The organism is Pseudomonas sp. RC10 (genome assembly GCF_038397775.1).
GTDB lineage: Bacteria > Pseudomonadota > Gammaproteobacteria > Pseudomonadales > Pseudomonadaceae > Aquipseudomonas > Aquipseudomonas bambusae.
The window spans coordinates 3,963,212-3,985,575 of record NZ_CP151650.1 but is presented as its reverse complement, the minus strand read 5'-3'; the positions used below and the strand labels follow the sequence as shown (position 1 = coordinate 3,985,575).

Genomic DNA, 22,364 nt, shown 5'->3' with positions numbered 1-22,364 from the left:
ATTCATTCGCGAAAGCGGTAGTTCAGACGAAGACGATGCGTCGCCTGTCCCGACGATTCGCGAATGAATTCGCTCCCACAGAGGTTCATCTGTGTTGCGGAGTCTGAGCCGGACACGTGCCGCTACAGACCCAGTTCTACCGCACCGTTTATGGGCAGTCGGCAAATAATCAACGCATCGCCCCGCGGTCAAACGCCCATCCCCACGCCCCTGTGCCGAATAAGCTCAACCCTGTGCCCAAACAGCAATTGTCCAACCCGCTGACCTGATCCACCTTTACACCGGGCCGGGCAGTCATGGAGGCGAAGACCTTCAGTCACTGTCCGGTTGTTTTCACCCAATAAAAAAGACTGCCGTCGAGTTCGCCCGCCATGGCTCGCGAACGTGATTGCCCACTGTGAAACAGACCCGGAAGCCATTCTTCATGACCCCTCATTCATCAACCGTGAGCGCCGCCCCGGCCACCGCCCGACGAGGCCCGTGGAAAGAGATCGTCGCCGCCAGCTTCGGCAATGCACTGGAGTTCTACGACTTGCTGATCTACGGCTATTTCGCCGTGGTCATCGGCAAGCTGTTCTTCCCCTCGGACAACGAAACCACCTCATTGCTATTGGCCGTCGGCTCCTTCGGGATTTCGTTCCTGATGCGCCCACTTGGCGCCATCGTGTTGGGCTCCTATGCCGACCGGGCAGGGCGCAAGGCCTCGCTGACCCTTTCGATTCTGATCATGCTGATCGGCACGGCCTTGATCACCTTCACCCCCTCGTACCAGCAGATTGGCCTCGCCGCGCCCTTGCTGATCATCGTCGCCCGCATGCTTCAGGGCTTCTCCACTGGGGGCGAATTTGGCGCGGCGACGGCGTTCATGGTCGAACACGCCGACGCCAGCCGCCGTGGGTTTTTCGCCAGTTGGCAGCTTTCCACCCAAGGGCTGGCAACCGTACTGGCCGCGGGCGTCAGCGCCTTGCTGAGCTATGTGCTGACCGACGCACAGCTGAGCGATTGGGGCTGGCGCGTGGCGTTCGGTGTCGGGCTGCTCATCGGGCCGGTGGGTTTCTACATCCGCAGCCAGATCGAAGAGACACCGGATTTTCAGAAAGTCGCCGCCAAGGTGGAAGAGAAAACCCCACTTCGGAATGTGCTGATCAAGGGCCGCGTCAGCCTGTTGCTGGCCATCGGCGTGGTCGCGGGCGCTACGGCGTTCAACTACGTGCACAAGCTGTACATGCCGACCTACGCTCTGAAACAACTGAACATCGCGGCCACGTCGTCGTACCTGGGTGCGTTGGTCACCGGCATCACGCTGATGATCATGGCGCCGGTGTTTGGCAGCCTGTCCGACCGTTACGGCCGCTTCCGGGTGCTGACCCTCGCGTTGCTGATCACCGGCCTGTCGTCCTATCCGATGTTCGTCTGGCTCAATCACTTCCCCAGCGTCTCGACGTTGCTGATGGTGCAGGCGGTGGTGGGCATTTTGATCGCCGCGTGCCTGGGGCCGATTCCCGCGATGCTCGCCGACATCTTCCCGACCCGCACCCGGGGCACTGGCCTGGCGCTGAGCTACAACTTTTCGGTGACGCTGTTCGGTGGTTTTGCGCCGCTGATCGTGACCTGGATGATCGACGCCACCGGCAGCAAGCTGGCCCCGAGTTTCTACGTGGTCGCCACCTCGCTGGTCAGCGTCATCGCCGTGATTCTGCTGGGGCGGCGCATGCGAAACAGCGCGCCTGCCTGATCCAATCCTTTCAACGAAGCACCTGTTGCCGCGCCTCGAATGAGCCCCGGCCCGCGTATGCCATTGTCTGCTGGAGACTGAAATGAAAACCCTTGAGCAAGTCCGCGCCGCCTTGAAACCGTACCCCATCGAAGTCGAATTTCCGGACATCCGCCGTTGGCAGACCGGCACGGAAGGCGTGGAGTACGTGCACAGTTTCGACAGCGGCGTGCCCGGCCCCCACGTGATGATCATGGCCCTGACCCATGGCAACGAAGTCAGTGGGGCGATCACCGTGGACGCGTTTTTGAAGCGTGAACTGCGCCCGGTGCGTGGGCGCCTGACATTGGCGTTCGGCAATGTCGAGGCGTACCACCGCTTCGATCCGCAGAACATCGACGCGACCCGCTATCTGGATGAGGACATGAACCGGGTCTGGCTGACGGACAAACTGGACGGCGATCTGGACTCCGTTGAACTGCGCCGGGCGCGGCAGTTGCGCCCGGTGGTGGAGACGGTCGATCTGTTGCTCGACATTCACTCGATGCACGAAGAAGCGCCGCCGGTGATGATGTGCGGCGCGCAATCCAAGGGTCTGGATTTCGCGGCGACCTTGGGCGTGCCGCAAACCGTGGTGGTGGATGCAGGGCACGCCAATGGCCGTCGCCTGCGTGATTTTGGCGGGTTTGACGACCCGGCCAGCGCGAAGAACGCGTTGTTGATCGAGACCGGGCAGCATTTTTCCCGACGCAGCCGGGAGGTGGCGCTGGACACCGCAGCGCGTTTTCTGGTGACGACGGGGGCGGTGAAGGAGGAGGACGTCGCGGAGTTCATTCGCCCGGCTGCCTCACAGCCGCAACGCTTTTTGGAAGTCACCAGCCCGGTGGTCGCCCGCAGCATGGACTTCTCGTTCGTCGAGGATTTTCGGGGACTGGAAGTCATCGAAAAGGCCGGGACCGTGATCGCCCACGACGGCCACACCCCCATCGACACTCCCTACGACCACTGCGTGCTGGTGCAACCGTCGCTGCGCCACCTCGGCGTGGGCGTGACCGTGGTGCGGTTGGCCAGGATCCTGGACGTCAACCCGCGCCAATTGTCGTTCTGAGTCCCATCGCGGACGGATCTTCAAACCTGTGGAAGCGTCACACCGCGACATCTGCGGTCTGACGCCGACTCAACCTGTAGGAGCGAATTCATTCGCGAAGGCGGCATTTCAGACGGAGGAGATGTGTCGCCTGTCCCGGAGATTCGCGAATGAATTCGCTCCCACAGGTTGTTTGGCGTTCGCCAGTCGATCAGGGCTGAATTCTTTGAAAGGGTTCGCTCAGACGCTGACGAAACCTGAAAAGGCGCCAGGCGAGGTCTGAGTCCAGAACGGGTATGATGCGCGAGTTCGGCGTTTGAACGCCATCGCCGCGCAGCCTTCACCCTGACCCAGGATCGCCATGTTCACCCTGACACGCCTCGAAAATACACCGCCCGAATCCATCGACAGCCAGATCATGCAGATGGTGGTCGATTACGTTACTGACATCAGCATGGTCGGCATCGCGCCGAGCAACCCGCTGTATCCGCTGTATCAATTCGGGGTGGGGCATGAGGTGCATCAATATTTGCAGGCCATGGACGGTTCCCGTGGCTTTCCCGTCGAACTGATCGTGGCGCTGGACGACGAAGATCCGTCAGTCGTGTCGGGCTTCCTGCTGTACCTCCCGGTGCAGGGCGATGCCGACGCCTGTTCGGTGGCGTACATGGCGGTGAAGGCCGATCAGCGCCGTCACGGCATTGCCCGTGGCATGGTGCAGAAAATGCTGGCGCGCTACCCCCACGCCGAACTCGCGTGTTTCGTCGGGAAGGTGCCGTATTTCGAAGCGATGGGGTTCCAGGTGCTGGGCGCACGCGGCCCGCAAGTGCTGATGAACACCCGCGATCATCAGACCGAAGGCCTGCTGGGCGTGATCGACACAATGCCGATCTACCAATCTGTCGAGGTGCGGCAGATCCATGCTTATTTGCTGAAACAGCACGGGAAACGGGCGATGACCGACGCCGAGAAACAGCGCGACCGGCAGTTGGACCAGATGACGCGGCAGGCGCGGGTGTTTGTGCAGGAGCGACTGGCCTGATACGCGGGTGCTTGCGTAGCAGCCTGGCTTGCCAGCGTAGCGATCTCGAAGACCCCATCGCCAGCCAACCGTGAGGCTACGGCCGCACCTGCTCATCCAGATCAATCCCGCCTGGCTGCTGGCTCCACATCTCCAGCAAAAAATCCTGCTCTTCATGCTGCAATGTGCGTGGCATCTTCAGGTGCTGATCAAGCAGACCATGGGCCTCGCGACCCTCCATCGGGCAACCGTCGATGGGGTGCAGCCAATGACAGGCCAGCACGGTGCCATTCGGCGTGAGATGGGCAACGATCTTTTCGATGACTTGCACAAACAACGCAGGCGCCAGGTAATACGCCCACTCGCTGACAACGATCAGATCGAACGTTCCCTCGGGCCAATCCTCCGGCAGGCACCCTTCGATCACCGTCGAGCGAGCGAAGGGCTTCAAGCGTTTACGCGCCAATTCCACCGCCCGGGCGCTCATGTCCATGCACACCAGCTCGTCGCATCGCTCGGCCAGACGCAGGCTCAGCTCGCCATTGGCGCAGCCCGGCTCAAAAATCCGCTCATAGCGCTGACGGGGCAGGGCGGCGAGGGTCAGGTCGCGCTTGCGCTGTTCGTACCAGCGGGTGCGAAAGGCCCACGGGTCATCGCTGTCGGCAAACAGTTCATCGAAGTAATCGGCAGGCAGGCTCACAGAAACACCAGTTCGAAGGGCTGGAGCAGACGGTCCAGGGTCACAGTGTCCAGCACGGGCGACGCGCCGGTGCTGGTGTCGGTTTGCAGCTGGCTGGCGTGTGAGCTGATGGCTCGGCGTTTGCGCGCCAACTGTTCGTCGCTGAGCATCAGCTTGCGCGCCTGATCCCACGGAATGCGCGGGTCATTGGGTTCGGCCCAGTGCCAGGCCCAGATCGGTACTTCCACCAGCGTTGCGCCGGTGCTGGCGGCGGCTTGGGCAGCGCAATGGCCGACGGCTTCGTGATCGCAGTGGCCGTCGTGGCGCCAGGTGCTGAGCAACACGTCGCTGGGGCGCAAGTCCTCGCTCAGCAGCGCGATTAACGCTTCGGAGCCTTCGGCCACGCCGCCATCGACGAGGCTCAGGCGATGCCAACTCAGGCGAGACACATCAAGGCCCAGCGCGGCGACCGCGTACTCGCTTTCCAGACGACGCTGCGCGCGAAGCCGCGCCTGCGGCCACTGCGATGAACCTGGGTGGCTGCCTTCGCCATCCGTCACCGAAATCAGCTGAATCTCCTGCTCCCGACCGGCCATCGCCATCGCCGCCAGCAACCCGCCGCAGGCCAGCACTTCATCGTCCGGGTGAGGAGCCAGTACCACCAGCCGTGAACCCGGCGGTACCAGCGCTTCGAGGCTGATGGCCTGGGCGCCGCGCAAAGCGGTGCTGTCTTGCCATTGGCTCAAGGGCGTGCCCGCGACGCCAAAAGGTTGCGCCTGACTCATAACGACCAATCCTCCGTTTCCCGTGCGGCGATCAGTTCGCCCAGTTGCGCCAGATCCCGCTCGGCATGGCTTTGACGAATGAACACCGGCAGGTCCACGGCCAGACGGGCGAACTGCGGATCACGACAGAACGGCGTCGCCCCCAGTGCGCGGCCCACATGCCGACAGACGTGCTCGACCGCCATCTCGACCTGTGCCCGCACCCGTTGCACCGGCAGACGCGCGTCAGCTGCAGGGTCGGCGTCGATCCACGCCGCGCAAGCGCGCAATGCTGCCGATGCCCCATGCAGCGCGGCATCTACCGAGCCAAGGTGCGCATCTGCATGGGGATCGGGTCGACCCTGTTGCCGCTGTCTATGAAGCGAACGTGCGAGGGAGGCCGCGGCGCCATACCACGCAGCGGCGATGCCAGCGCCTCCTTGCCAGAAGCCGGGGCGCGATAGGTAGGCGCCAGACTCACCGACGCAATGCCCGACAGCGTTGTCGAAATGCACATCCACACTGGCGGTGGTGGCCATGCCAACCGCCTGCCAGGCTTGCGCGTCGATGGTGATGCCGGGCTGATCGAGTCGGACGGCCACCAGTTGCGGCTGGTCATCCGCGGTCCAGGCGGTGATCAGCGCGTAATCAATCTGCTGCGCGCCGGAACACCAGGCTTTGCGGCCATTCAGGCGAACCTCTTCGCCATTCCGTGCACTGACCCCGACTCGCGCCGAGGGCGGCTCAGCGGCCCACACGCCCCAGATGCCCGGCTCGGTAAACGGTGCGCACGCCAGTTCCTGCAAGATGGCCAACGCATCGGTGTGACCTTCGTACAGCTTGAGCAGCGACAGATCGATGCCGCCGACCGCCGCCAGGTGCTGCCAGCGCAGGAGGGTCTGCCCGCTGCCGGGCATCGGCAGGCGATCCAGCCCGCGCTCGATGCACAGCGTCATGGCCTCGCGCAGGTGGTCATCGATCATCGGCACATTGGGACGGCGGGCGAAATCCGCCAGCACCGCGTCAATGCCTTGTGCGTCATGGCCCATGGGTTGCGTGCTCCCGTTGTTATTCTGGCCGGCACGTTCTGCGCAGGCTGCGTATGGGATTCGGCACTCCGGGCGGCTGGGGGTTCAAACAATTTGCGGGCTTTGGCGGGTCCGTCGCCGTGCGCGCGGCGGTGTGCGGCGAGTTCTTCAGGGCCTGCGCGGTTTTGTCGCACCCGACAGTCCGGCGCCGAAACGTGTGTGCGGGGGCAACGATGTAGAATGGCGCCCCATGAAATTCGTCCGAACCCATCAATCGCTCATTGCCTGGATGCTGTATGGCTTCATCCTGTTCAGTGGGCTTGTGTGCAGCCTGAGCCACGGCCAGATGCTGCGGGCGTTCAATCAGACGAATCCCGGCATGGACTGCAGCGAGCAACACGATCTGTCCGGGCACATGGACATGGCGCAGATGGGCGAGCATGCCCAACTCATGAAGCTGTCCATGGCCGACTGCGCCTTTGCGGGCACGCTGGCGCTGTCGCTGGTGTTTTTCATTGGCCTCGGCTGGATGGCGCGCAGCCGGCGCAAGCTCATCCCCCGTTCCGATTACCTGCTGCGCAAACCACCCCGACATTGCCTCCCCGGATTGTCGCCTCAGGCACCCTGAACCGGCGTGCCATACTCGCGTACCGATGGGTGTCGCCCTTTATGCCGACAGGCATTCGCAGAGGGCGATCAACGGCTGGCGCCAACGCTGGCCGCTTCAGAGAGTTCGTCAGATGAATGATTTATTGACCCGCCGTCAGGTGATGACCGGCATGGGCATTCTGGGCCTGGGCCTGCTCGCGGGCTGCGACGGTTCGACCACCGCCCTGGATTTCAAGTACGGCAAGGACCTGAGCAACAAGATCATGGGCCGTACCTTCAAGCTCACCGACACCCAGGGCGAAACCAAGACCCTGTCCAGCTTTCGCGGGCTGATGCCGGTGGTGTTCTTCGGCTTTACCCAGTGCCCGTCGGTCTGTCCAACGGCCCTGGCCCGAGCGGCTCAGGCCAAGAAGATGATGGGCGAGGAAGGCAAGATCATGCAGGTGATCTTCATCAGCATCGACCCTGAACGGGACACCCCGGAAATCCTCGACGCTTACGTCAAGCAGTTCGACCCGAGCTTCGTCGCCTTGCGCGGCACGCTGGAGCAAACGCAGCAGGTAGCCAAGGAATTCGGCGTGTTCTATGAAAAGGTGCCGATTGGCGACACGTACACCATGTCCCATTCCGCCACCAGTTACGTGTTCGACACCCGAGGCAATTTGCGCCTGGGCCTCGGTCCTTCGCTGACCGCCAAGCAATGCGCCGAAGACTTGCTCACTGTCATGGAGGTCTGCTGATGACCGCTCTGTTTCGTATTCCGGCCCTGCGCCGCGTGCTCGCCGTCTCTTTGCTGGCGGGCATCAGTCTGTCGGCGGTGGCAGAAACCAAGGTAGAAGACGCATGGGTCCGCACCAGCGTGCCGGGCCAGCCGTCCTCCGGCGCGTTCATGCGCATCACGGCAGACAGCGACAGCAAGCTGTTGAGCGTCGCGTCACCGGCAGCCACTCACGTGCAAGTCCACGAGATGAGCATGACCAACGACGTCATGCGCATGGGGCCCGTGGACTCGGTGCCGCTGCCAGCGGGCAAGACCGTGGCGCTGGAGCCGAACGGCTACCACGTCATGCTCATGGGGCTGGTGGGGCAGATCAAGGAAGGGGACCACGTGCCGCTGACGCTCACCATCGAAAACGCCAAGGGCGAGCGCGAGACTGTAGAGGTCGATGCCCCGGCGAAATCGATGGCCGAGAGCATGGACATGGGCCACGACCACGGCGACAGCCATTGATCTGAGGGAGCGCGCCGGCCCCAATGGCCGGCGCTTGCCGGTCAATTCGTTCGCGGCCGTCGTAACCCCCCGGCGTCTCCCACGAGGATTGTGGCGTTTTCAGATGTGGTGACCGTTGCAGCCACTGTAGGAGCCGGCTCGCTGGCGAACGCGGTGGGTCAGTCGCCTCATTGATCACTGACCCACCGCGTTCGCCAGCAAGCCGGCTCCTACGGGTGCGTTTCAGTCCCCAAACATCCCCACCAGCAACACGCCGTTCAGACCGATGATCAGCAAAGCGATCACCCACGCCACCGATGTCAGCAGCGGCCCGGCCACCAGATTGCCCATCAGCTTGCGGTTGGAGACGAATCGCACCAGCGGCACGATGGCGAACGGCAGTTGCATCGACAGGATCACCTGGCTCAAGACCAGCAGCTTCGCCGTGCCTTCCGAGCCGTAAATACTGGTCACGACGATCACCGGAATGATCGCCAGCCCTCGGGTCAACAAGCGTCGCACCCAGCCCGGTAACTTCAGCTTCAGAAAGCCTTCCATGACGATCTGTCCGGCGAGGGTCGCGGTCACCGTGGAGTTGATCCCCGACGCCAGCAGCGCGATGGCGAACAGCGCTGACGCGATGCCGACACCGAGCATGGGCGACAGCAAATGGTAGGCCTGCTCGATTTCCACGACGTCGGTCTTGCCCGCCTTGTGAAACACCGTGGCCGCCGTGATCAGGATCGCAGCGTTGACAAACAGCGCCAGGGTCAGGGCGATGGTGCTGTCTGTGACCGACCAGCGCAGGCCGATACGACGACCTTCGTCGGTGCGCGGGTAGGCGCGGGTCTGCACGATGGAGGAGTGCAGGTACAGGTTATGGGGCATCACGGTGGCACCGATGATCCCGATGGCCAGGTACAGCGCGGCGGGGTTGGTGACGATTTCCGCCTTGGGAATGAACCCGGCGAACAATTCCGCCATGTCAGGGCGGGCCAGCACCATCTGTATCGCAAAGCAGCCGAAGATGATTAGAAGCAGGGCAATGACGAACGCTTCCAGCGCCCGGAAGCCTTTGCCCATCAACAGGAAGATCAGAAACACGTCGATGGCCGAAATCACCGCGCCCCACACCAGCGGAATGCCGAACAACAAATTCAAAGCGATGGCGGTGCCGATGACTTCGGCCAGGTCGCAAGCGATGATCGCAATTTCACAGGCCAGCCACAGGGCGATGCACACCGGACGGCTGTAGCGTTCGCGGCAGGCACGCGCCAGGTCCCAGCCGGTGGCGATGCCCAGCCGAGCCGACAGCGCTTGCAGGACGATGGCCATGAGGTTGGACAAGAGGATGACGGAGAGCAGCAGATAGCCGAACTGCGAGCCACCGGCCAAGTCCGTCGCCCAGTTGCCGGGGTCCATATAGCCCACCGCGACCATGTAGCCCGGCCCGGTAAACGCCAACAGTCGTTTGAACCAGTTACCCGATTTTGGCAGGGCGACACTGGCACTGGGCATGCCGCCGCCCAGTGTGTCACCACCGGGGTTCGCCCGGTTTTTCAAGGGTTGCATCGATTGCGGTCCCGCCGAGGTCTGGGTTCTGCGCATGCGAGGGTAGGCGCCGAACGGAGCATTCTGGCGGCATGCGTTATGAGGGTTAGCCTAATAACGTTTGAGTCGCCAGTGAATTCAGGTAATCGCCGAAGCCTTCCTTGCATCGACAGTGCTTACGGGCGCTGGTGGTCACGCTGTTACGCGCGGTCCAGACGATGCGAGCGCCGATGCGTTCGAGGTCCGCGACCAAATGCACGTCTTCATGGGCGGCCAGCGCCTTGAATCCTCCGGCTCGGAGGTAGGCGTCGGAAGACACGCCCAGATTCGCGCCGTGGATGTGACGGTGATCATCCACCGGGCGATAAAGCGCGTCGTATCGCTCACGCACCTGCGGTGTGTGTTCGGACCAATCGTCCACCTGCACGATGCCGCAGACTGCGTCAGCGCCGAACGCGATTTGCTCCGCCAGCCACGCGTACGGCACAACAGTATCGGCGTCTGTGAACGCGAGCCAGCGCGCGCCTCGGTCCAGCATGCGCCGGGCGCCTGCTGCGCGGGTCATGCCGACGTTGCGGTGGTTGCACGGATGGGTGTGTACGCCATGGGCGCGTGCAATCTGCGCCGAACTGTCGGAACAGTCGTCGAGGACGATCAGAATCTCGACCGCCTCGCCGCCCAGGTCTTCATGACCGGCAGCGGCGATCAGCGATTTGATGCAGTCATCCAGATACAGCTCTTCGTTGTGTGCGGGGACAATGATTCCAATCATGGGCGATTCTCGTCAGGGCACCCGCGGTGATCGCGTTGGCCTTTCGATGTCGACGTGATTGTTTGGACAAGAGTTGCAAGTATTTTCGTTTTCGAAGACAGGCTGTCGTAAACGAGAAATTTTGGCCCTATAAATGAAGAAAGATTGAATTAGTCGGCCAACAGCAGTTCCTACCCCGTGAGTGCGAGACTCCCCTGGCGGACTGTACGTCGCTGTCTTCCGCTGGGGTTACTCCTCTTCCAGACGCACCGACGCCGCTATGAAAGCGGCGTCGGTGCGTCTTGCTTTCGGGCTACGCCACTGGCTTCATGCTGCAAGCAGCGCCTTGCCGATGGCCTCGTTGAAGGCAGGCAGGTCATCCGGTGTGCGCGAGGTGATCAGCGTCCAGCCATTGGCGCCGCATTGCTTGACCTCGGCATCGACCCAGACTGCCGCCTTGGCGTTGAGCAGGTCAGTGCGCACGCTAGGATAGGAGGTGAGCGTCTTGCCTTCCACAACCCCGGCATCGATCAGCAGCCATGGGCCGTGGCAGATCGCGGCAATGAGTTTGCCCGCATCAGCGAAGGCCTTGACCAGACGCTGGGCATCGGCGTCCTGACGCAGGGTGTCGGCGTTGACGGTGCCGCCCGGGATGATCAGCGCATCGAATTGATCAACGGACAAGCCCGCCAGGCGGGCGTCCGAGGTGACGCTGGTGTCTTTCTCGGTGTCGTGCAGGAACGTCTGGGCGGCGCCGCCCTTGATGGTCGCGTGAGTCACAGTTGCCCCCATGCCTTTCAACGCCTCCAGCGGTTTGAGCAACTCGTCGCGCTCGATCCCGGTGTTGGCGGTGATGATCAGGACTTTCTTGCCGTTCAGTGTGGTGCTCATGGTGGTGATGCCTCCCAGTGGATACCGTGCCCGATAAATCGGACGTGTCGGTTCTCAGAGGGAATTGCAAAAACGAAAGTTCAGCCTGATTGCACCGTCGGCCATTCGCGCCATTGGAGGGTCAGGCTGGACTCACAAACATTCCCGAGCGGCTTTTTCCAGCGCGCTGCGACCGAACGCGGCAGAGAGGGGTGCCCGTTGATAGAAGAACACGCGGGTGTTGGGGTTGCCTTTGAACACTTCGAGAATGTCGTCTTGAGACACTTTGCTGGAGACCAGCAACTTAAAGTGGTTCTTGCCTTCGGTCATCGTCGTTTCGGGTTTGATTTTCTGCCACTTGGGGAACACGCATTGCGCGTAGTCCGCCGGGGCCTTGGTGGTTTCCAGATCGACAGATGGATTGTTCGGCGTGGAACCACAGCCATAAAGCGACACGGCCAGCGTAGCCGTCAGCAGTAAATGACGCATCGAGTTCATCCTGAAACTAAGCGTGAGATCACGTGAAGCCACTGCCGAGAATTAATATCAATCCGATATCATTTTTCGATCTTTAAGTGGGTTCGCACGTGTTTGTTTTATCTCGACTTGAAAGAGAGAAGTTGGGGAACGGTATCGATTCTCATTGAAGCGTTTAGCGCCCCCTTCATCAGTTGCCGCGTATGTTGACGAGCAAACGGCTAAATGAAAAGAGCGTCCCGTAAATATTCCCCGCGCCCTTGATCTGGGCAGCGGATAGGTAGGCAACAGAAGCGTTTCCAGCGGTCATGAAACGTGCACATCACAAAGAGTCGCAGGACGGATGGTCACTTCAGTGCTCACTCAGGTGAGAGGTGAGCGCTCGGTTTGAAGGCTGTCCGGCTTGACAATGCCTTTAATGAGCATAAAGTGAGCGACAACGAGCATTAATGCTCATATTTATTGATGAGAACGAGCATGATGACCGAACTGCACCGAGCAGCCTATTCCGTCTTGCTACCGGCTTTCAGCGGACTCACGCTTGATGAGGGTGTGCGTCGTTTCCTGAAAAACGGCGGCGTTTCCATTTTGTTGGGCGAAACCCGTGACGAATACCTCGCACGCAAGATGACCTTCGAGCGTCGTCGTGCTGAAGCCCAGGCGGATTTCTCCCGTATCGTCGAGCATGCCGCGGACTGTGCAGGTGGCCCGGTATTGGTCGCCGTTGATCAGGAGCTTGGAGGCATACAACGGTTGCATCGGCTGGTGCCCGGTATGCCGTCGGCAAACGAACTCAAGACGCTCAGCAGCGAAGACATCGAGGCGCGCAGCTATGAGATGGCAAGTTCGGCGCGGGCCATGGGGGTCAATATGTTCCTGGCCCCGATCGTCGATGTGGTCACCGGCAACAACCCTTGGTTGCACAACCGCCATTTGGGGCCGGACGCCGTCCAAGTCGCGCGTATTTCCTGCGCGTTCATCCGGGGTGTGCAGCGGGCAGGGGTGATCGCCACGGCCAAGCACTTCCCCGGTCACTATGAAACCCTGGACGACCCTGCTGTGGCCAGGGCCTTCGTACCGGACAACCTTGAAGCGCTGAACGAGGGGCTGGACGTGTTCCGCCAAGTGATCGCGGCCGGCGTGAAAGCGATCATGCCCGGTCCGGCGGTGTTTCCCGCACTCGACCCGCAGCACTCCGCCAGCACATCGCGCAAGGTCATTGGGCTGTTGAGCGAGGAATTAGGGTTCGATGGCCTGATCATTTCAGACGACCTGGACGCCGTGTCCATCCTGCGCGACAACAGCATCACCGACACGGCCGTCACAGCGTTGGAAGCGGGCGCGCATCTTTTGCTGGTGTCCAGCGAATCGGGGCTGGACGACATCGCTCAGGCCATCGTCGATGCGGTACAGAATGGCCGGCTAGATCGTCAGCGGTTGATGACTGCGTCAAATAAGGTCCGGGGCCTGGCGCAAGCGTCCAGGGATCAGGTCGAATCCGGGCTGTACGTGTCCTACCCGATTCCGGGCGGTCAGCTCACCCGGCGCGTCGTTCGCTGACCGCACACGTTCGTTGCAGGGGCAGTAGGCACGGGGCTGTCGGCATTGCACAATGTGACACGCCTCGAAAGACCTCATCTGCCAAGAGTCTGCCGCTCATGTTCACACCTCTCGCCTACGCCGAACTCATGCGTTTCGCCCAACGCTCCCACGCCATGAACCAGCCTTGCACGTGCCAGTCCAAATCCTTCGCGGGCTGGGAAGGGCTTCCCGTCTCGCTCAAAGAAAGCCAACTGCGGGAAGTCGGCTCCCTGATCGCCGCCGAGGAAGAAGACCTCACGCTCGTCGAATACCACCCCGCCAACACCTCCTATTGGTCACCCGACGCCCCCATCGCCCCACAATTCTTTCCCTACAACCGCTGCAAGGTTTGCGAATGCGTGACCTGCGGCCGCGTGTACCTGCGCTATGCCGAGGCAGGGGCTTACCACATCGAGCAGCGGATTCGCAGTCTCGATCCGGGGTTGATGGTGGATGTGGCGTTCGAGGGGGTTGGGCGGGCGTAGCGCGTCCACACTTAGAAGTAATACCCCACATTCACATACAACTGGTTCTCCCACTGATTGCTCCCCCCCGCACCAAGGCTCTGGCTGTAATCGCTGCCGCCGATGTAGGGGTCGTTCTTGCCGATCAGCCATTCGGTGGCGACCCACAGTTTGCTGACCGAGAACGAGGAGCCGAGGATCACGCGCTGGGAGTCGTCGAAGCCGGCGGCGGATTTCTGGTAGGCGCTGTAGTTGGCGTAGAGCTTGATGCCGCTGATCTGGTCGAACAGGTATTTGCCGCCGACGTCGTAGCTCAGGTCGGCAACGTACAGGTTGGCGCGGCTGGCGACGTTGTAGGTGCCGTCGTAACCGCCGAAGGTGACCAGTTCGTCGGTGCCGGGGTTGCGCGGCGACATCTGTTGGCGGGCGGCTTGCAATTGCACGCCCCACGGGCCGTTTTTACCGATGTAGTGAACGGCGACGGCGTTGCGTCGGCCATCGCGGTCGGTGTCGTTGTTTTCCAGCGAAGAGGCCAGGCCCGAGACGCCGACTTCGGATTTCCATGGCCCGAGGTCGAGCGCCCTGGCCACTCGCAGCACGACGGTATTGCGCTCCTGGTTGTCACTGCCGTTGGCGACGTAACTGTCCGCTTGCGACACCACACTGGAATACGTACGGCCTTTGCTGGTGCCTTTGCCTTGCCACGCCGGACGCAGGTAATAGCCCGCCTGAATGTTCCAGTCGCCGGTTTGCTGAATGTATTTGGCGCCCATTTCCTCGACGTCTTCCAGGCCGACCACGTTGCCGAGGGTCTCGAAGAAGGTGCTGCCGAAGTAAGGCTGCAAGCCGAACGGGATCTGGTTCAGGCCCACTTGAATCTGTTGATCCGGGTTGAATTTATAGCCGACCCACGCGTACTCGGGGAACGAAACATCGCCCACGTGTTGGGTGTATTTATAGGGGTAGTAGTGTCCGTAGAAGCGGTATTTCGCGGCACCGATCCAGCTGTCAGAGGTGTATTTGGCGGTGAGGAACACGGTGTCGAAATTGAATTTCTGGATGTCCCGATCCGGGTCGTAATCCCAGCGCGCGCGGATGGCACCGCCAAGGTCGAAATGGTCGGTGACTTGCACGGCCATGGCAGGCGCGGAGCAGGCACAGAGAAGGGTGAGGCACGAAGCAGACAGCCGCAGGGAAGCGCAGGAAGGCATGGGTACGTCTCGGTTGTTTTTATTAGATGGCGCGCAGTTTTGTGATCCGAGGCGTAATCGACAAACGATTATTTGTCCCGCCAAACCTTCGACAAATGCATGTTACTGCCAGAAAGTTCTCCAACGGCCGTAGTCGAAACCTGTCGTACCGTGGGATGCTTCGCGCCTTCCCCGTGGCGGTTAGAGAGCTTCACATGAAACGCAAAATGCCCGGCCTCAATGCCCTGAAAGCCTTCGAAGTGGCCGGCAGCACCGGCAGTTTTACCCGCGCAGCCGAGCTGTTGAACGTGACCCAGAGCGCGGTCAGTCGCCAGGTGCGGCAGCTTGAGGAGCAATTGGGTGAGACGCTGCTGGAGCGTCGCCATCACCACCTCGACCTCACCAGCGCCGGTCGGGTGCTGTTGCGGGCGCTGCATCAATCCTTCGACAAAATCGAAATGACCGTGCGCAGCCTTCAGCAGAAGTCCCACTCCAACCGTCTGCGGATCAACGCGCCGCCGACCTTCACCCATCGCTGGCTGATGCCGCGCCTGGGGCGCTTGCGCGAGCAGCATCCCGAATTGGAGTTGAGCATCAGCACCCGTTTGCAGGACAGCCTGGCCGAGACCAGCACCCTCGATTGTGCGATCCGGTTTGGCAACGGCGAGTGGGACGGGCTGGACAGTTCACTGCTGATTCAGGAGCGGCACATCGCGGTCTGCGCGCCGTCGCTGTATGCGCGGGAGTCGAGCGACGAGGGGATCGACCTCAATCGCCTGACGCTGCTGCACGTGCTGGCCAACGAGGACCAGCGCTACCTGACCTGGAAACACTGGCTCGACGCCGCGCGCATCCAGGGCGTCGATACCCAGGGCGGGTACGAGTTCGACCTGCTCGACCTGGCCATTCGTGCGGCAGTCGACGGACTGGGCATCACCATCGCCGACTGGCACATGGTTGCCCCTGAATTGGCCACCGGACACCTGACTCAAGTGATGAACGTGCACGTCGAAGGCCACCAATCGTATTGGCTGGTGACCCGCCCGGAGCAGGATTTGCCGCAATTGCAGGTCTTCAGCCAGTGGTTGCAGGAAGAAATCTGGCTGGCGCAGCGTCAGCTCGAACCCTCTACGGCGGCCCTGACAGCGATTCCCTGACCACGCAACGATGGGGTAGGACAGTAACGTGCGTTTTTGGAATGTTTGTCGGATCAATAAATCGTTTGTCGCCACCGTGTTCGATGACAAGACTGCTCGTCATTCGTACAAAAACAACGGTGGACGTCCCACATGCGACTCGAACGAAACTATGTCAACGGCCAGTTTGCCGAGCCTGCCCATGACGCGGTGATTGCGGTCTACAACCCGGCCACCGAAGCGTTGGTTGGACATGTCCCGGCGGCAACCGCCGAGGAAGCGGTGGCGGCCGTGAACGCCGCCGCTGCGGCGCAGAAAGTCTGGGGCGGTTTGACCAGCATCGAGCGCGGTGATCATCTGCGTTCCCTGGCCGACGCCCTTGAAGCCTGCGCCGAAGACATTGGTCAGGCACTGGCCGCCGAGTCTGGCAAAAGCGTCGCCGACGCCAGCAACGAAGCCCGCTACGCTGCGCAAATCACCCGTTACCATGCCGAGTGGGCGCGCCGTATCGAAGGCGAAATCATTCCCAGCGACACGCCCAACGAAAATATTCTGCTGCAACGTCAGCCGATCGGCGTCGTGGCGTGCCTGATTCCGTTCAACTACCCGGTCTATACGCTGCTGCGCAAGATCGCCCCGGCGCTGATCGCGGGCAATACCGTGGTGGTTCGTCCGAGCAACAACACGCCGATTTCAGCCTTTGAAATCGCCAAGGCCGTACAGCAATCGGGCATTCCGGCCGGGGTGATCAACATCCTCACCATGGACCACAAGACCGCTGCGAACGTTTGCACCCATAAAGCCGTGGGCATGATCACCCTGACCGGCAGCGTCAACGCCGGGCGCATCGTGCTGGACTATTGCAAGGAAAACATCGCCAAACCGTCGCTGGAGCTGGGCGGCAAGACGCCTGCGATCATCGAGGCCGATGCTGATCTGGAAAAAGCCGCGAGCGATATCGTTGTCTCCAAGACCACCCACTGCGGCCAACTCTGCACGGCGGTGGAGCGGGTGTATGTGCACGAGGGTGTGTACGAGCGTTTCCTTGGTCTGTTGAAAACAAAGATCAGTGCGGTGGGTTTTGGTGATCGTGCCGAAGACGCTTCGCGCATGGGCCCGCTGGTCAGTGCCAGTGCCCAGCAGAACATTCACGCCATGGTCGAGCGTGCCATCGGCGAAGGCGCAGTGCTGGAGGCCGGCGGCGTGTTGCCCGTTGGCAAAGGCCATTTCTACCCGCCAACGCTGCTCAGCAGTTGCCGTCAGGACATGGAAATCGTTCAGGAAGAAATCTTCGGCCCGGTGCTCCCGGTGCTCAAGTACCGCGACATCGACGAAGCGCTGGTCATGGCCAACGACCATCAATTCGGCTTGTCGTCGGTGCTGTACACCGAGAACTACCGCACCACGATGAAAGTTGCCAACGCCATCGAAGCAGGGGAGCTGTACGTCAATCGCACCCCGGCCGACCCGTATCAGGGTTTCCACGCCGGTTGGAAGCGCTCGGGGCTGGGGGGCGATGACGGCAAGCACGGCATGCTCGAATTCACCCAGACCCGGCTCGTTGTCCTCAAGTTCTAGCGGCAAGCGGCGAGCTTCAAGCTGCAAGCTGCAAGACAAAAGCAGACCGCGTGCTGCTTTGGAGCAGCGGCAGATGCCGAGCTCCAAGCTGCAAGACAAAAGCAGATCGCGTGCTGCTTTGAAGCATTGGTAAGTCCTGAGCTGCGAGCTACAAGACAAAAGCGCACCGCGTACCGCTTTTACTTGCAGCTCGCCGCTCGAAACTCGCCTCTGCGCCCATAACAACAATATAAAAAGCGCCTCGGAATCCGGAGGGCGCTGAGGTCTTGAAAAATGTCGAAGCCTGCTTCTGTTGCGGCCGCTGTTCAGTCGTCCGCTGCCGTGCCCGTCGCCAAGAGCGACAAGGCCAGCCGTTATATCCAGCTGATGCTGCTGGTGCTCGCCGCGGGTGCGATCTACCCGATTCTCTATCTGCGTCAGGTCTACCAGACCACCATGCTCGACGTGTTTCAGATCAGCCACAGTGAATTGGGCTATCTGTATTCGATGCTGGGCACGATTTTCCTGCTCAGTTACCTGCCCAGCGGCTGGTTGGCGGACCGTATCGCGCCGCGCTTTCTGATCTTTTTTTCCCTGGTCGCCACCGGCGCGTTGGGGCTGTGGTATTCGACCGTGCCGTCGATGACCGGCCTGATGATCATCTTCGGCTGCTGGGGGCTCACCACCGGTTTGACCTTTTGGGCCTCGGTGCTCAAGCGGGTGAAGATGATCGCGCAGCACGCCGAGCAGGGCCGGTTTTTCGGCATTCTGGACGGCGGTCGCGGGTTGGTCGAAGCATTGCTGGCCACCGTCGCGCTGGGCATTTTCGCTTACGCCATCGGCACGGGCGGGCAGACGGCAGCGGAGGGTTTCCGTCATGTGGTGTACCTGTATTCGTTCATCTGCATCGGCCTGGGTTTTCTGCTGGTGCTGGTGAAAGACCCGAAATCAGTCGCGGCTGAAAACGCCGAAAACGAAGAAAAACACAATCTGTTCAGCGACCTCGCCACGCTGATCAAAATCCCGGAACTGTGGCTGGTGACGGCGATTGTGTTCTGCGGCTATCACATCTTCTGGGCCACCTACAGCTTCTCGGATTACCTGCAAGGCAGCGGCATGACCGCCGTTATGGCCGGCACCATCACCACCATCAAACTGTGGATGCGTCCGGTGGGCGGCATCGGTGGTGGCTGGCTCGGCGACAAGTATTCGAACATCTCGGTGCTGATCGTGGCGTTGGCCCTGGCGTCACTGGCGATGGTCGGGCTGGTGCTGTTCCCGGCGCTGAACAACCTCGGTTTGCTGGTGGTGACGGTGATCTTCATCGGCCTGATGACCTACGCCATTCGCGGCCTGTACTGGGCGATTCTCGACACGTGCAACATTCCGCTGCGCATCACGGGCCTGGCCATTGGCATCGTCTCAGTGGTGGGCTATCTGCCGGACACCTTCATTCCGCTGATCAATGGCTACCTCACTGACCAGTTCCCCGGTGCCCTGGGTTACAAGCTCTATTTCAGCTACATCGCTTTCATTGGCCTGATCGGCACCCTCACAGCCCTGGCGCTGCGGGCGCGGGTCAAGCGCAAAACCTTCAACGCACACGGTGCCTGACATGAAAATCATCGCCCTGGAAACCCACATCGTCGCCGTTCCGCCGCCGCACATCGGTGGCATGTACTGGCTGTTCGTCAAACTGAAAACCGATTGCGGCATCGAAGGCGTCGGGGAAATCTACGCCGCCACGTTCGGCCCCAAAGCCATGCTGCCGATCATCGAAGACGTGTTCGAGCGCTACCTGCTGAATCATGACCCGCACCACATCGAACGCTTCTTCCGTCAGGCCTATTCGAGCGGCTTCACCCAGCGCCCGGACCTGACGATGATGGGCGTGGTCAGCGGCCTGGAAATGGCGTGCTGGGACATCATCGGCAAGGCGGCGAACAAGCCGGTGTACGAATTGCTGGGCGGTAAGGTCAACGAGCGTCTGCGTTCGTACACCTACCTGTACCCGGTCAACAGCCAGGGCGAGTACGACTACGAGGACCCGGACCTGGCCGCCGAATGCGCGGTCGAGAACATGAACAAAGGCTTCACCGCCGTGAAGTTCGACCCGGCCGGGCCTTACACCGCGTACTCAGGCCACCAGATTTCCCTGGAAGTGCTGGAGCGCTGCGAAACCTTCTGCCGCAAGATTCGTGAAGCCGTGGGCAACAAATGCGACCTGCTGTTCGGCACCCACGGGCAAATGGTGCCGTCGTCAGCGATTCGTCTGGCACAGCGCCTGGAAAAGTACGACCCGCTGTGGTTCGAAGAGCCGGTGCCGCCGGGTCAGGAAGAGGCCATGGCCCAGGTCGCAGCCAAGACCAGCATCCCGATTGCCACCGGCGAGCGCCTGACCACCAAGTATGAATTCTTCAAGCTGTTGCAGGCGGGCGGTGCGTCGATCCTGCAAATGAACGTCGCGCGTTGCGGCGGTCTGCTGGAGGCCAAGAAGATCGCCAGCATGGCCGAGGCCTACTACGCGCAGATCGCTCCGCACCTGTACAACGGGCCGATTGGCGCGGCGGCGAGTTTCCAGCTGGCGACCTGCACGCCGAATTTTCTGATTCAGGAAAGCATCGAGACTTGGGGCGGCTTCCACGCCGAGATCCTGAAAAAACCCTTGCAGTGGGAAGACGGCTACATCATCCCGTCCACCGAGCCAGGCCTGGGTGTAGAGCTGAACATGGACGTGGTGCGCGCCCACACGCCGTACACCGGTTCGCGTTTGCACCTGCAGATGGCGCCGACCCCGGCGGATGTGAAAGACACATCACCGGCGCGGGGCTGAAATCGGCGCCAATGCCTTTTTTGAATAACGACTTACGCGGTAACCGTGCATGACATACGACTACATCATCGCTGGCGCTGGCGCCGCAGGTTGCGTTCTGGCCAACCGCCTTTCAGCGTCCGGAAAATACACGGTGCTGCTGCTCGAAGCGGGCGGCAAAGACAGTTCGCTGTGGTTCAAGATCCCGGTCGGTTTCGCCAAAATGTATTACAACCCGACCTTCAACTGGATGTATTACAGCCAGCCACAGAAGCAACTGGCCAACCGCGCCATCTACGCACCGCGCGGCAAGGTGCAGGGCGGTTCGGGCTCGATCAACGCGATGATCTACGTCCGCGGCCAGGCCCACGATTTCGATGACTGGGCGGCGGACGGTAACGACGGCTGGGCTTTCAAGGACGTGCTGCCGTACTTCCGCAAACTGGAAAACCACCCGCTCGGCGACACCGAATACCACGGCGGCAGCGGCCCGATCAGCATCACCCCGATGAAGGGCCAGACACACCCGATCTGCGACGTGTTCCTCGAAGGCTGCGAACAGCTGGGCTATTCGCGCAGCGAGGATTTCAACGGGCCGACATTCGAAGGCGCAGGCCTCTACGACGTCAACACCCGCAACGGCGAGCGCTGTTCCAGCAGCTTCGCGCACCTGCACCCGGCGCTGGGGCGCAGCAACCTGACGCTGGAGCATTACGCACTGGTGGATCGTGTGCTGTTCGATGAGCAGGGGACTCGTGCCGTCGGCGTTGAGGTCAGTCAGAACGGCGTGAACCGCACGTTCATGGCGAATAAGGAAGTGATCCTCTGCGCAGGCGCCGTCGACACGCCGAAAATCCTGCAACTGTCCGGCGTGGCCGATCAGGCGTTGCTGAGAAAACATGGCATTCCGCTGGTGAAGCACTTGCCAGCCGTGGGCCAGCACCTGCAGGACCACCTCTGCGCCAGCTATTACTACAAGTCCAATATTCCGACCTTGAACGACCAGCTCAGCTCGCTGTTCGGCCAGTTCAAGCTGGGTCTGAAATACCTGTTCACCCGCAAGGGCGCACTGGCGATGAGCGTCAACCAAGCGGGCGGCTTCTTTCGTGGCAACAATGAGCAGAGCCACCCAAACCTGCAGCTGTATTTCAACCCGCTGTCGTACCAGATTCCGAAGAACAACAAGGCCAGTCTCAAGCCCGAGCCGTACTCCGGGTTTCTGCTGTGTTTCAACCCGTGCCGCCCGACCAGTCGCGGCCACGTGGAAATCGCGTCCAGCAACCCTCGCGATGCGGCACTGATCGACCCCAATTACCTGAGCACCCAGAAGGACATCGACGAGGTGATTCAGGGCAGTCGCCTGATGCGCAAAATCATGGGGGCGCCCGCGCTCAAAGGCATCACCGTGGACGAGGTCTTGCCAGGCTCGGCGGTGCAAACTGAAGAGGAAATGCTGCAATATTTCCGCGAAAACAGCGGCTCGATCTATCACCTGTGCGGTTCTTGCACGATGGGCGCCGACGCCTCGACCTCCGTGGTCGACAAGCGCCTCAAGGTGCACGGGTTGGCGGGATTGCGCATTGTCGATGCGTCGGTCTTTCCCAACATCACCTCGGGCAACACCCATGCGGCAGTCTTGATGGTGGCAGAGAAGGGCGCTGATCTGATTCTGGAAGATGCGGTGGTCGCGGTCAGTGAGGTCGCGCAGGCTGTCATTCACGCGGCTTGATAGATCAGAGGCGAGCGCGATGGCCTGCGGGAGTGAACACGCTCACTCTCACCGTCGTCGTGCGGCGCCGATAGCTGTTCATTTGTACTCCCGCGCGGCAGGCTTTACCCTCCACGGCATGCCTTTCATGACAG

21 protein-coding genes are annotated in these 22,364 nt (G+C 61.3%); 13 read left to right on the top strand and 8 right to left on the bottom strand.

Annotation, left to right across the window (positions count from 1 at the left end; translation table 11 throughout):
* The first annotated feature begins 424 nt into the window (after nt 1–424).
* The 3 genes from AAEO81_RS18220 to AAEO81_RS18210 all read left to right on the top strand — a co-directional run bounded on the left by AAEO81_RS18220 (nt 425) and on the right by AAEO81_RS18210 (nt 3,843).
* The gene (locus AAEO81_RS18220; protein ID WP_341958402.1) at nt 425–1,735 is read left to right on the top strand and encodes an MFS transporter; all 1,311 of its coding nucleotides are present in this window, start codon (nt 425–427) and stop codon (nt 1,733–1,735) included.
* Between the two features lie 82 nt (nt 1,736–1,817).
* Entirely contained in the window at nt 1,818–2,822 is a 1,005-nt protein-coding gene (locus AAEO81_RS18215) for a M14 family metallopeptidase (RefSeq protein WP_341958401.1), read from the top strand.
* A gap of 340 nt (nt 2,823–3,162) precedes the next feature.
* Nucleotides 3,163–3,843, top strand: coding sequence for a GNAT family N-acetyltransferase (locus AAEO81_RS18210; protein WP_341958400.1), 681 nt, complete (start codon nt 3,163–3,165; stop codon nt 3,841–3,843).
* 76 nt (nt 3,844–3,919) lie between these two features.
* Here AAEO81_RS18210 and AAEO81_RS18205 read toward each other — a convergent pair whose 3' ends face one another.
* Genes AAEO81_RS18205 through AAEO81_RS18195 form a run of 3 tightly spaced genes read right to left on the bottom strand, consistent with a single transcriptional unit; the run spans nt 3,920 to nt 6,248 of the window.
* On the bottom strand, nt 3,920–4,522 hold the full coding sequence (locus AAEO81_RS18205) for a class I SAM-dependent methyltransferase (protein WP_341958399.1): 603 nt from the start codon (nt 4,520–4,522) through the stop codon (nt 3,920–3,922).
* Nucleotides 4,519–5,286 (bottom strand): PIG-L family deacetylase, encoded by a 768-nt coding sequence (locus AAEO81_RS18200; protein ID WP_341958398.1) that lies wholly within the window; start codon nt 5,284–5,286, stop codon nt 4,519–4,521. The genes AAEO81_RS18205 and AAEO81_RS18200 overlap by 4 nt, the downstream gene beginning before the upstream one ends.
* Nucleotides 5,283–6,248 (bottom strand): acyl-CoA dehydrogenase family protein, encoded by a 966-nt coding sequence (locus AAEO81_RS18195; protein ID WP_341964562.1) that lies wholly within the window; start codon nt 6,246–6,248, stop codon nt 5,283–5,285. Before AAEO81_RS18195 ends, AAEO81_RS18200 begins: the two co-directional genes overlap by 4 nt.
* A 295-nt stretch (nt 6,249–6,543) precedes the next feature.
* Here AAEO81_RS18195 and AAEO81_RS18190 point away from each other — a divergent pair, with 295 nt between their 5' ends.
* The 3 genes from AAEO81_RS18190 to AAEO81_RS18180 all read left to right on the top strand — a co-directional run bounded on the left by AAEO81_RS18190 (nt 6,544) and on the right by AAEO81_RS18180 (nt 8,133).
* Nucleotides 6,544–6,921 (top strand): DUF2946 domain-containing protein, encoded by a 378-nt coding sequence (locus AAEO81_RS18190; protein ID WP_341958397.1) that lies wholly within the window; start codon nt 6,544–6,546, stop codon nt 6,919–6,921.
* A 112-nt stretch (nt 6,922–7,033) separates the two neighbouring features.
* Nucleotides 7,034–7,642, top strand: a complete 609-nt coding sequence (locus tag AAEO81_RS18185; RefSeq protein ID WP_166597684.1) for an SCO family protein — start codon at nt 7,034–7,036, stop codon at nt 7,640–7,642.
* Nucleotides 7,642–8,133, top strand: a complete 492-nt coding sequence (locus AAEO81_RS18180; RefSeq protein ID WP_341958396.1) for a copper chaperone PCu(A)C — start codon at nt 7,642–7,644, stop codon at nt 8,131–8,133. The genes AAEO81_RS18185 and AAEO81_RS18180 overlap by 1 nt, the downstream gene beginning before the upstream one ends.
* 222 nt (nt 8,134–8,355) lie before the next feature.
* On the opposite strand, the gene AAEO81_RS18175 is transcribed toward AAEO81_RS18180, so the two are convergent.
* From AAEO81_RS18175 to AAEO81_RS18160, 4 genes are all read right to left on the bottom strand, one after another.
* On the bottom strand, nt 8,356–9,630 hold the full coding sequence (locus AAEO81_RS18175; protein ID WP_341964561.1) for an Nramp family divalent metal transporter: 1,275 nt from the start codon (nt 9,628–9,630) through the stop codon (nt 8,356–8,358).
* A 139-nt stretch (nt 9,631–9,769) separates the two neighbouring features.
* Nucleotides 9,770–10,435 (bottom strand): glycosyltransferase, encoded by a 666-nt coding sequence (locus AAEO81_RS18170; protein ID WP_341958395.1) that lies wholly within the window; start codon nt 10,433–10,435, stop codon nt 9,770–9,772.
* A 306-nt stretch (nt 10,436–10,741) separates the two neighbouring features.
* Nucleotides 10,742–11,305 (bottom strand): type 1 glutamine amidotransferase domain-containing protein, encoded by a 564-nt coding sequence (locus AAEO81_RS18165; RefSeq protein WP_341958394.1) that lies wholly within the window; start codon nt 11,303–11,305, stop codon nt 10,742–10,744.
* A 132-nt stretch (nt 11,306–11,437) separates the two neighbouring features.
* Nucleotides 11,438–11,773, bottom strand: a complete 336-nt coding sequence (locus AAEO81_RS18160; RefSeq protein ID WP_166597689.1) for a hypothetical protein — start codon at nt 11,771–11,773, stop codon at nt 11,438–11,440.
* A gap of 465 nt (nt 11,774–12,238) precedes the next feature.
* Here AAEO81_RS18160 and AAEO81_RS18155 point away from each other — a divergent pair, with 465 nt between their 5' ends.
* A complete protein-coding gene (locus AAEO81_RS18155; RefSeq protein WP_341958393.1) occupies nt 12,239–13,321 on the top strand; it encodes a glycoside hydrolase family 3 N-terminal domain-containing protein in 1,083 nt (360 codons plus the stop codon).
* Nucleotides 13,322–13,419: 98 nt separating this feature from the next.
* Entirely contained in the window at nt 13,420–13,827 is a 408-nt protein-coding gene (locus AAEO81_RS18150; protein ID WP_341958392.1) for a hypothetical protein, read from the top strand.
* 11 nt (nt 13,828–13,838) lie between these two features.
* On the opposite strand, the gene AAEO81_RS18145 is transcribed toward AAEO81_RS18150, so the two are convergent.
* Complete coding sequence (locus AAEO81_RS18145; RefSeq protein WP_341958391.1) at nt 13,839–15,017, bottom strand: hypothetical protein; 1,179 nt, start codon at nt 15,015–15,017, stop codon at nt 13,839–13,841.
* Between the two features lie 194 nt (nt 15,018–15,211).
* Between AAEO81_RS18145 and AAEO81_RS18140 the strand changes: the two genes are divergently transcribed.
* The 5 genes from AAEO81_RS18140 (at nt 15,212) to AAEO81_RS18120 (ending at nt 22,230) form a co-directional block, all read left to right on the top strand.
* Nucleotides 15,212–16,153, top strand: a complete 942-nt coding sequence (locus AAEO81_RS18140) for a LysR substrate-binding domain-containing protein (RefSeq protein ID WP_166597693.1) — start codon at nt 15,212–15,214, stop codon at nt 16,151–16,153.
* Nucleotides 16,154–16,285: 132 nt separating this feature from the next.
* Nucleotides 16,286–17,710, top strand: coding sequence for an aldehyde dehydrogenase (aldA, locus tag AAEO81_RS18135; protein WP_341958390.1), 1,425 nt, complete (start codon nt 16,286–16,288; stop codon nt 17,708–17,710).
* A gap of 273 nt (nt 17,711–17,983) precedes the next feature.
* Complete coding sequence (locus AAEO81_RS18130) at nt 17,984–19,303, top strand: MFS transporter (RefSeq protein ID WP_341958388.1); 1,320 nt, start codon at nt 17,984–17,986, stop codon at nt 19,301–19,303.
* Nucleotide 19,304: 1 nt separating this feature from the next.
* Entirely contained in the window at nt 19,305–20,522 is a 1,218-nt protein-coding gene (locus tag AAEO81_RS18125; protein ID WP_341958386.1) for a mandelate racemase/muconate lactonizing enzyme family protein, read from the top strand.
* Between the two features lie 49 nt (nt 20,523–20,571).
* Nucleotides 20,572–22,230, top strand: a complete 1,659-nt coding sequence (locus AAEO81_RS18120; protein WP_341958384.1) for a GMC family oxidoreductase N-terminal domain-containing protein — start codon at nt 20,572–20,574, stop codon at nt 22,228–22,230.
* Nucleotides 22,231–22,364 lie beyond the last annotated feature (134 nt).

Excerpts from the sequence above, each read along its gene's own strand:
- AAEO81_RS18220 (WP_341958402.1), top strand. The coding sequence starts at position 425 with ATGACCCCTCATTCATCAACCGTGAGCGCCGCCCCGGCCACCGCCCGA.
- AAEO81_RS18215 (WP_341958401.1), top strand. The coding sequence starts at position 1,818 with ATGAAAACCCTTGAGCAAGTCCGCGCCGCCTTGAAACCGTACCCCATC.
- AAEO81_RS18210 (WP_341958400.1), top strand. The coding sequence starts at position 3,163 with ATGTTCACCCTGACACGCCTCGAAAATACACCGCCCGAATCCATCGAC.
- AAEO81_RS18200 (WP_341958398.1), bottom strand. The coding sequence starts at position 5,286 with ATGAGTCAGGCGCAACCTTTTGGCGTCGCGGGCACGCCCTTGAGCCAA.
- AAEO81_RS18195 (WP_341964562.1), bottom strand. The coding sequence starts at position 6,248 with ATGATCGATGACCACCTGCGCGAGGCCATGACGCTGTGCATCGAGCGC.
- AAEO81_RS18190 (WP_341958397.1), top strand. The coding sequence starts at position 6,544 with ATGAAATTCGTCCGAACCCATCAATCGCTCATTGCCTGGATGCTGTAT.
- AAEO81_RS18185 (WP_166597684.1), top strand. The coding sequence starts at position 7,034 with ATGAATGATTTATTGACCCGCCGTCAGGTGATGACCGGCATGGGCATT.
- AAEO81_RS18180 (WP_341958396.1), top strand. The coding sequence starts at position 7,642 with ATGACCGCTCTGTTTCGTATTCCGGCCCTGCGCCGCGTGCTCGCCGTC.
- AAEO81_RS18175 (WP_341964561.1), bottom strand. The coding sequence starts at position 9,630 with ATGCCCAGTGCCAGTGTCGCCCTGCCAAAATCGGGTAACTGGTTCAAA.
- AAEO81_RS18170 (WP_341958395.1), bottom strand. The coding sequence starts at position 10,435 with ATGATTGGAATCATTGTCCCCGCACACAACGAAGAGCTGTATCTGGAT.
- AAEO81_RS18165 (WP_341958394.1), bottom strand. The coding sequence starts at position 11,305 with ATGAGCACCACACTGAACGGCAAGAAAGTCCTGATCATCACCGCCAAC.
- AAEO81_RS18160 (WP_166597689.1), bottom strand. The coding sequence starts at position 11,773 with ATGCGTCATTTACTGCTGACGGCTACGCTGGCCGTGTCGCTTTATGGC.
- AAEO81_RS18155 (WP_341958393.1), top strand. The coding sequence starts at position 12,239 with ATGATGACCGAACTGCACCGAGCAGCCTATTCCGTCTTGCTACCGGCT.
- AAEO81_RS18150 (WP_341958392.1), top strand. The coding sequence starts at position 13,420 with ATGTTCACACCTCTCGCCTACGCCGAACTCATGCGTTTCGCCCAACGC.
- AAEO81_RS18145 (WP_341958391.1), bottom strand. The coding sequence starts at position 15,017 with ATGCCTTCCTGCGCTTCCCTGCGGCTGTCTGCTTCGTGCCTCACCCTT.
- AAEO81_RS18140 (WP_166597693.1), top strand. The coding sequence starts at position 15,212 with ATGAAACGCAAAATGCCCGGCCTCAATGCCCTGAAAGCCTTCGAAGTG.
- aldA (WP_341958390.1), top strand. The coding sequence starts at position 16,286 with ATGCGACTCGAACGAAACTATGTCAACGGCCAGTTTGCCGAGCCTGCC.
- AAEO81_RS18130 (WP_341958388.1), top strand. The coding sequence starts at position 17,984 with ATGTCGAAGCCTGCTTCTGTTGCGGCCGCTGTTCAGTCGTCCGCTGCC.
- AAEO81_RS18125 (WP_341958386.1), top strand. The coding sequence starts at position 19,305 with ATGAAAATCATCGCCCTGGAAACCCACATCGTCGCCGTTCCGCCGCCG.
- AAEO81_RS18120 (WP_341958384.1), top strand. The coding sequence starts at position 20,572 with ATGACATACGACTACATCATCGCTGGCGCTGGCGCCGCAGGTTGCGTT.